The organism is Gemmatimonadales bacterium (assembly GCA_036500345.1).
In the GTDB taxonomy this organism is placed as follows: domain Bacteria; phylum Gemmatimonadota; class Gemmatimonadetes; order Gemmatimonadales; family GWC2-71-9; genus Palsa-1233.
Genome location: DASYCE010000003.1, coordinates 43,915 through 51,764, shown reverse-complemented (window position 1 = coordinate 51,764; position 7,850 = coordinate 43,915). Strand labels below are relative to the sequence as shown.

The following is a 7,850-nucleotide window of genomic DNA, read 5'->3' as shown; positions in this document are numbered from 1 at the left end:
GTGGCACATGAGCTGGGTTCAGAACGTCGTGAGACAGTTCGGTCTGTATCCGTCGTGGGCGTGGGAGTGTTGAGGGACGTCGTCCTTAGTACGAGAGGACCGGGACGAAGCGACCGCTCGTGTACGGGCTGTTCCGCCAGGGGCAGCGCCCGGTAGCGATGTCGCGCGAAGATAACCGCTGAAAGCATCTAAGTGGGAAACTTTTCCCAAGATGAACACTCCTGGATCTTAAGATCCCTGAAGGGCCCTGGGAGACTACCAGGTTGATAGGCGGCAGATGCAAGGCGCTCAAGCGCTTCAGTCGAGCCGTACTAATCGCCCGTGCAGTTTGATCTCTCCCCATTTTTTTAGGTTTTCGGTACCTTCCCATGCACAACATCCCTCCCTTCCGTTGTTTTCAGCCAAGTTATGGCTGGCGACCAGCGCGCGGGGGCCACACCCGTTCCCATTCCGAACACGGCAGTTAAGCCCCGTAGCGTCGATGGTACTACCATCGCGAGGTGGTGGGAGAGTAGACCGTCGTCAGCCACCCCAATGAAGCCCGTCCCGCTCAACCGAGTCGGACGGGCTTCGCTTTTCCCTCAACGCACCCTGCAAGTTCACGTAATGTGTGAGACCGCAACGCGCAGTCTGATCACCAATTAGGAACCAATACCGCACGCCCGTTACCTTACCCCATGCTCCAATTCGGCCGAGTAGCCATCGCCGGCAAGCCCAACGCCGGGAAGTCGTCGCTCCTCAATGCAATCCTCGGCACCCACCTCTCGCTGGTATCACCCAAGGCGCAGGCGACCCGCCTGCCGGTAACCGGAATTGTCACCGATGCAGCGACCCAGATCGAACTCGTCGACCTCCCCGGCTTGCTCGACCCCGGGTACCTGATGCAGCAGCGGATGCGGGCGCTGGCGCTCGACGCACTCCCGACCGCCGATCTCGTCCTCCACCTTCACCCGGCAACCGAAGCTCCGGCGCCCTCCTTTGCCACACTCGTCCCCGACGCGCCGGCCTTCCCGGCTCCGGTCGTGCCGGTCTACACCAAGGGCGATCTCGTCCCGCGGGCAACCGCCGCCGGCCTTCGGCAGAGCGCCATTGTGACATCAACCAAGGACCCCGACTCGATCGCCGGTCTCCTCGCCGAATTGCGCCAGCGCCTGCCGGCCGGTGCGTTCCGTTTTCCGGCCGATGACCTCGCCACGCAGTCGACCCGATTCTTCGTGACCGAGTACCTCCGTGAAGCGGCGTTCGAGTACCTCGAAGACGAGGTGCCGTACTCATTTGCCGCGGAGGTCGACGAGTTCCGTGAGGGGCGTTCTCCGATTTACATTCGGGCGACATTGTTCGTGGAACGCGAATCGCAGAAGGGGATCGTGATCGGCAAGCGCGGCGAGACCCTTCGACTGATCGGCAGTCACGCACGAGGCCGGATCGAGGCGCTTCTCGGCGAGCCGGTCTATCTGGAAACCTGGCTCAAGGTCCTCCCGCACTGGCGGCGAAACGCCGGCGCGCTCACGCGATTCGGCTTTCCGCTCCCTGCCACCGAGGGAAGGTGATGTCACTTTCGCCGCAACTTCTCGAGATCCTGGTCTGCCCCAAGTGCAAGGGCGACCTCGAGTACCAGACGGGCCCCGATGAAGCGTTGGTCTGCCACGCATGCCGGCTGGTGTACCCGGTGGAAGACGACATCCCCATCATGCTCATCGACGAAGCACTGCCGCTCCCCTGACGCCATCAATGACAAGCCTTGAAACGCTGCGCACCCGGGCGGTGGAGGAGTCGACCGCCCAGGGAAGCGGATTCGTGGGAGCGGAGCATCTTTTTCTTGCGTGGCTCCTGGACGATGGTCTAGCCCAGCAGGCGCTGGTGCAGGCGGGGATTTCCGCCGACGAATTCCGGACGATCATCGCGAGCCGGCGAGCACCGCGTCCAGCCGGCGAAGGCGAGACATCGAATGCCTTGTCCTCCCATGCCGAACGCGCGCTGGCCGCCGCAGCTGAGTCGGCGACCGTCGCAGGGCGCGATCCGAACGGCGACGATCTCTTTCTCGCCCTGATCAAGGAACCGCGCGGCGCGATCGCGCGCGCGTTGACGATGGCAAAGGCTCGACCGACAGAGCTACGCAGACTCGTTGCGCCTCCTCCGGCGGCGCGGTCCGGAAAACGGCGGGATGGATCTCCGCCGCGCGAACGCAGTGGTCAACCGGTGCAACCGGCACCGGTAGCGCGGAAACGCGATCCTGAAATCGACGACATTCCCGAAGCCCGGGCTCCGGAGCGCCCGCGCCTCGCACCGCCTCCGCGTCCAGCACCGGCTCCAACTGCTGCGCCGAAAGAGCATTCCTGGGTGCTCTGGATTGGCCTCCTCGCCGTGCCGCTGACGGTGGGACTGAAATACCTCGGCGTGAGCTCGGGGTGGGTGTTCGCGGTGACCTGTCTCGGGATCATTCCTCTTGCGGGGGCGATCGCGCAGGCCACGGAGCATCTTGCCGATCATGCCGGACCGACGGTCAGTGCGGTGCTGAACGCAGCGTTCGGAAATGCCACGGAAGTAATCGTGGCGATTGCTGCGTTGCATGCCGGCTACGTCGATTTCGTGAAGGCGTCGCTCACCGGGTCGATCCTCGGCAACCTGCTGCTGATTCTCGGTGCAGCGCTCCTCGCGGGCGGCCTCCGCCAGCCGATTCTGAAGTTCAATCGCACCGCTGCCGGAATGAGCAGCGCCATGCTCGCGATTGCTGTCGCGGCGTTGATGCTCCCGTCGATGCTGCGCGGGACACCGGCTGATTCGCACCTCCAGGCCCTGTCGAAACTCGTGGCCGTCCTCCTCGCCATCATCTACCTCGCCTCACTGCTCTTTTCCCTCCGAACGCACCGCCGGATCTTTACCGGCGCAGCGTCAGGGGAGGATCCGCACACTCGCTGGCCACTGGGGATCACCGTCGTGGTGCTGGCGGTTGCCACGGTGCTGGTCGCTGTCGAATCGGAGTTTCTGGTCGAGACTATTGGACCGGTGACGCGATCACTCGGCGTATCGCAAGGGTTCCTCGGCCTGATCGTCGTACCGATCGTCGGCAACGCGGCGGAGCACGCCAGCGCAATCGTTGCTGCGCGGCGCGGGCGGATTGAACTGGCGATCCAGATCGCGCTGGGGTCGAGCACCCAGGTCGCGCTGCTGGTGGCGCCGATTCTGGTGCTGGTCGGCGGCGTGATCGGATCGGGGATGAACCTGGTCTTCCCGGGGTTCCAGGTCGGGGCGCTGGCTGCGGCCGTCATCGTCTCCGCCCTGATCGTTCTCGATGGCGAGTCCCACTGGCTCGAAGGGGTCCAACTGCTCGCATTGTACCTGATGATTGCCGCGGCGGCGTGGTTCATTTGACGGCTTCCAACGCCGAGTCTACGTTGCCGTCAGCCCCTCCTCCGGAGTTCTGGCGTGCCACATCAGCGTCGCGTCATCCTGTACTGCGGCGCAGCTGATCGCCCGCCGCCCGAGTTGGTCGCGCGCTGGGCCGACGCGCGCGGGCTCGGGATCGAGCAGCACGCGGACCCGGTCGACATCGCCACGCTGGTATTGCGGGGGCGAGGTGCGCTGCTCTTCATCGACGAACGCTCGTGTCATGAGGACGGTCTTGCGCTGGTCCATCGGCTCAAGGGCGATCCGTCGACGGCGATCGTTCCGATGACCGTCCTCACCGACCAGCACGACGCCGGGTCGATCGTCAAATGGTACGAGGCTGGAGCGGACGAGGTCCTCTCTCCGCTGGTTGATGCTGCGGAGCAGCGCGCGCGACTCGACGCGCTGACGGTGCGCACCGAACGCGATGTTGCGGTGCATCCGTCGACGCGCCTGCCGGGAACCAACGAAATCGAACGCGAAATCCGGCGGCGACTCGACGGCGGCGGCGCCTTTGCCGTGTGCTATGCCGACCTCGATCACTTCAAGGAATTCAACGACCGATACAGTTATTACGATGGCGACCGGGTGATCTACATCCTCTCCCGCGTCCTTCACGATGTTGTTCGCGGCCTGCTGGGCTCGGACGGGTTCGTGGGGCATATCGGTGGCGACGATTTCATCTTTGTCACGTCGTTCAACGACTTCGCGCCGGTCTGCGCCGAGATTCTCACGGTGTTCGACGAACTGATCCCGCTGCAGTACAGTGAGCAGGACAGGCGAGCAGGGTATTTTTTTGGCAAGGACCGGCGCGGACAGTTGCACCGGGTCCCATTGATGACGCTCTCGATCGGCGTCGTCACCAATCAGCATCACCGGTTCACTCATCCAGCGCAGGTGAGTGAACTGGCGACCGAAATGAAGAGTTACGCGAAAACACTTCCCGGGTCGCTGTTCGTCGTTGACCGCCGCCGGGGAGACATGGAGATCCGGAGCGGCCCCGGCGGACGCGACGCCCGCAGCGCTTGAGGAACCGATGAACGTTACCTGCCCGCAATGTGCCACGGTGTTCCGCGTGGACCCGGCCAAGGTCCCGGAGCAGGGGGTCCGCGCCCGCTGCTCAGTCTGTTCGGGATTGATCGCGGTCCGGCGACCGCCGATTGCCGCGCCACCATCGCCGTCACTGGCTCCGGTCGAACTGGCCGCGCCGGCGACAGCGCCCCAGCCGTCGCAGGCTCCTCCGGCACCCCCAACGAACCAGCCGGCTGCGGCTCCGCCACAGCCCCCGGCGATCCCGGTCCACCAGCAAGTGGCTCCCGCTGCCGACCCGGTCCCGGCGTACGGGATCGGGATGGGGAACGCGGCAGCGCCACCGGCACCGCAGCCACCCGCGCCCGCTGAAGCGGCGGCCGCCCCGGCCACTTCACCAGCTCCGCCGCCCGCCGCCGCGCCGCCTCCGTCGTCCGCGGCGTCGCAGGCTGGCCGGTTCAACAACCCATTCCTGCAGCAGGACCCGTCGACGCGGGCCCGGCGGTTGGCGCGGGCGCTCGTGTCGGACCTGGTGGTCTACTATCCAGAGAAGCGTCAGCGCGGGCTCGCGGAGGGAAACCTGAAGGAGCTGTTCGGCGAAGAGATCCGGAAGAGCTGGGAGGAGTACAGCGAGCAGGTGGGACACGACGTCGCCGCCAACACGCCGTACTTCACCGAAGCGCTCAACGAGATTCTTGCAGAGGGGCGTTCGCTCTTCGGGTAAGGATGCCGATGCCGCGCGGTGTGCGGCTATCTTTGGGCATTCTTTTCAGGGATTCGATCCATGCCCGATCTGGCCGACCGTGTCGTCGAGTTGAAGCAGCGGCTCACCGAACTCCGAGACTTTCTTTGACCTCGATCGCAAGGTAGCGCGGCTCCGGGACCTCGAGGCTCGCCAGGCCGATCCTGCGTTCTGGGCGGACTCCGCCCGGGCGCGAGAGCAGGTCGAAGAAATCCGTACCCTCAAGGGGTGGATCACCCCGCACGATCAGCTCCAGTCGAGACTCGACGACGTGTCGGGGCTGTCGGAGCTGCTTGCCTCCGAGCCGGACGAATCAATGGCGGCCGAGCTGCAGGGGGAGCTTGCTCGCGTTGTCGATCAGCTGGAGCGGTTCGAACTGCAGACGATGCTGCAGGGACCGGATGACGGCCGTGGAGCGATCCTTACGATCCACCCCGGCGCCGGCGGCACCGAATCGCAGGATTGGGCGGAGATGCTGATGCGCATGTACGTCCGGTGGGCCGAGCGAAAGGGATTTGAAGTGACGATTCTCGATTTGATGGCCGGCGAGGAGGCGGGAATCAAATCGGTCTCGATCGAGATCAAGGGTCAGTACGCATACGGGTATCTCAAGGCCGAGAAGGGGGTGCATCGTCTGGTGCGGATATCGCCGTACGACAGCCAGGCTCGGCGCCACACGTCGTTCGCGTCGGTGTTCGTCTATCCCGACGTCGACGACACGATCGAGATCGACCTGCGCGAGGAAGACATCAAGATGGACGTCTTCCGTGCGTCCGGCGCCGGCGGGCAGCACGTCAACAAGACATCATCGGCCGTGCGCCTCACGCACATGCCCACCGGCACCGTGGTCTCCTGCCAGCAGGAGCGGAGCCAGTTCAAGAATCGTGACGTGGCGATGAAGATGCTGCGAGCGGCGCTCTATCAGCTGAAGCTCGAGGAGCAGGAGGCTGCGCGCGCGCTGGTGGAAGCGACCAAGACCGACAACTCGTGGGGAAACCAGATCCGCTCGTACGTGTTCCAGCCGTACACGATGGTGAATGATCACCGCACCGAACTCAAGGTGACCGACGTCCAGCGCGTGATGGACGGCGATCTCGATGGGTTCATCGAAGCGTACCTCAAGCGATTCGGAGCGAAGGCGGCGTGATCGATCCCCTCGAACGCACCTATGTCGAAGAGGCTCGACGGGAGAAGCGCTCGCGCATCGAAGCGCTCGGGGTGCGGCCGTTCGCATACCGGTTCGAACGGAGCCATTCCGCCGCGGCGGCGCTCGCGGCATGGAATGATGCCACGCCCGATGCGGGGCCGCAGGTGGACGTCGCGGGACGGATCGTGGCGTTGCGCGGCCAGGGGAAGACGATCTTCGGTCATCTCGAGGATCAGTCGGGGCGGATCCAGCTCTACTTCAAGCAGGACACGCTGGGCGCGGCGTGGGACCTGGTCGAACTGCTCGATCTCGATGACCATATCGGTGTGAGCGGGGCGCTGTTCCGCACCCGCACCGGCGAAATCACCATTGCGGTCGCTGCGGTGGAGTTACTGTCAAAGTCGCTGCGGCCGCTGCCGCGCGGAAAGACCGAGCGCCTCGCCGACGGGACGACGGTGGTGCACGGCGGATTGACCGATCCCGAAGTCCGCTATCGCCAGCGGTACGCGGATTTCGCGGTGCATCCGGAATTGCGGCAGACGTTCATCCTGCGTGCCAAAGCGATCGCGACGATCCGCCGCTTCCTGGATGCGCGGGGCTTTCTCGAGGTGGAGACACCAGTCCTTCAGCCGATGTACGGGGGTGCCGCGGCGCATCCGTTCATGACGCATCATCGAGCGCTCGACATGCCGCTCTTCCTGCGGGTCGCCGACGAGCTCTATCTCAAGCGACTCCTCGTCGGTGGATTCGAGCGGGTGTACGAGATCGGCCACGACTTCCGCAATGAGGGGATGGACCGGACCCACAACCCCGAATTCACCATGCTGGAGTGGTATCAGGCGTACGCCGATTATCACGAGATGCAGACGATGGTCGAGCAGCTGCTGGTGGCGGTCGTGCAGGAATGTCGTGGCGGTCAACAGGTGACGTCCGCCGGAACGACGATCGATTTTGCCGCGCCGTTTGCCCGCGTCGGATTCGTCGACGGGATCCGCGCCATCGCCGGGTTCGATCCCCTCGAAGCGGGTGAGGAACAACTGCGCCAGTTTCTCCGCGACGCCGGCGAATCGGCGGATGCGGTCCGTGACCTTGCCGGCGCCCGCCTGCTCGACGAACTGTTCAAGCACACGCTCGAGCCGACGCTGATTCAGCCCACGTTCGTGGTGGACTATCCGCGGCCGCTCTCGCCGCTCGCGAAAGCGCATCGGAGTGATCCGCGCCTCACCGAGCGCTTCGAGCTGTTCGTCAACGGTACCGAACTGGCGAATGCGTTCAGTGAATTGAATGATCCCGACGATCAGCTGGCGCGATTCGAGGACCAGGTGCGCCAGCGCGCCGCGGGTGATGAGGAAGCCCACCCGATCGATGCCGACTATGTGCGCGCGCTCGAATACGGGATGCCGCCGGCCGGCGGGCTCGGCCTGGGAATCGATCGCCTGGTGATGCTCCTCACCGATCAGGGTTCGATCCGCGACGTGATCCTCTTTCCTGCGATGCGCCCCGAGAGCGATCAGCCTCGTCCGCCCGCGGGGGCGTGAGGGGCGG

Annotated in this window: 7 protein-coding genes and 2 rRNA genes; all 9 read left to right on the top strand. The window is 64.8% G+C overall.

Annotated elements, in window-relative coordinates:
- Positions 1-336: ribosomal RNA gene (locus tag VGM20_01685) — 23S ribosomal RNA — on the top strand; the annotation flags it as partial.
- A gap of 75 nt (positions 337-411) precedes the next feature.
- Positions 412-528: ribosomal RNA gene (rrf, locus tag VGM20_01680) — 5S ribosomal RNA — on the top strand.
- Between the two features lie 149 nt (positions 529-677).
- A complete protein-coding gene (era, locus tag VGM20_01675; GenBank protein ID HEY4099567.1) occupies positions 678-1,550 on the top strand; it encodes a GTPase Era in 873 nt (290 codons plus the stop codon).
- The gene (locus VGM20_01670; GenBank protein ID HEY4099566.1) at positions 1,550-1,723 is read left to right on the top strand and encodes a Trm112 family protein; all 174 of its coding nucleotides are present in this window, start codon (positions 1,550-1,552) and stop codon (positions 1,721-1,723) included. The genes era and VGM20_01670 overlap by 1 nt, the downstream gene beginning before the upstream one ends.
- A gap of 8 nt (positions 1,724-1,731) precedes the next feature.
- On the top strand, positions 1,732-3,372 hold the full coding sequence (gene cax / locus VGM20_01665) for a calcium/proton exchanger (GenBank protein ID HEY4099565.1): 1,641 nt from the start codon (positions 1,732-1,734) through the stop codon (positions 3,370-3,372).
- A gap of 54 nt (positions 3,373-3,426) precedes the next feature.
- A complete protein-coding gene (locus VGM20_01660; protein HEY4099564.1) occupies positions 3,427-4,416 on the top strand; it encodes a diguanylate cyclase in 990 nt (329 codons plus the stop codon).
- Between the two features lie 7 nt (positions 4,417-4,423).
- Entirely contained in the window at positions 4,424-5,140 is a 717-nt protein-coding gene (locus tag VGM20_01655) for a zinc-ribbon domain-containing protein (protein HEY4099563.1), read from the top strand.
- A 60-nt stretch (positions 5,141-5,200) separates the two neighbouring features.
- A protein-coding gene (gene prfB, locus VGM20_01650; GenBank protein ID HEY4099562.1) for a peptide chain release factor 2 occupies positions 5,201-6,305 on the top strand; the annotation gives its coding sequence in 2 pieces (ribosomal slippage) (positions 5,201-5,260 and positions 5,262-6,305; 1,104 coding nt in all).
- A complete protein-coding gene (gene lysS / locus VGM20_01645; GenBank protein HEY4099561.1) occupies positions 6,302-7,843 on the top strand; it encodes a lysine--tRNA ligase in 1,542 nt (513 codons plus the stop codon). The genes prfB and lysS overlap by 4 nt, the downstream gene beginning before the upstream one ends.
- The last annotated feature ends 7 nt before the right edge of the window (positions 7,844-7,850 follow it).

What these genes read in the sequence shown, in the direction of transcription:
- VGM20_01655 (HEY4099563.1), top strand. Translation starts at nt 4,424, where the DNA reads ATGAACGTTACCTGCCCGCAATGTGCCACGGTGTTCCGCGTGGACCCG.
- cax (HEY4099565.1), top strand. Translation starts at nt 1,732, where the DNA reads ATGACAAGCCTTGAAACGCTGCGCACCCGGGCGGTGGAGGAGTCGACC.
- era (HEY4099567.1), top strand. Translation starts at nt 678, where the DNA reads ATGCTCCAATTCGGCCGAGTAGCCATCGCCGGCAAGCCCAACGCCGGG.
- VGM20_01670 (HEY4099566.1), top strand. Translation starts at nt 1,550, where the DNA reads ATGTCACTTTCGCCGCAACTTCTCGAGATCCTGGTCTGCCCCAAGTGC.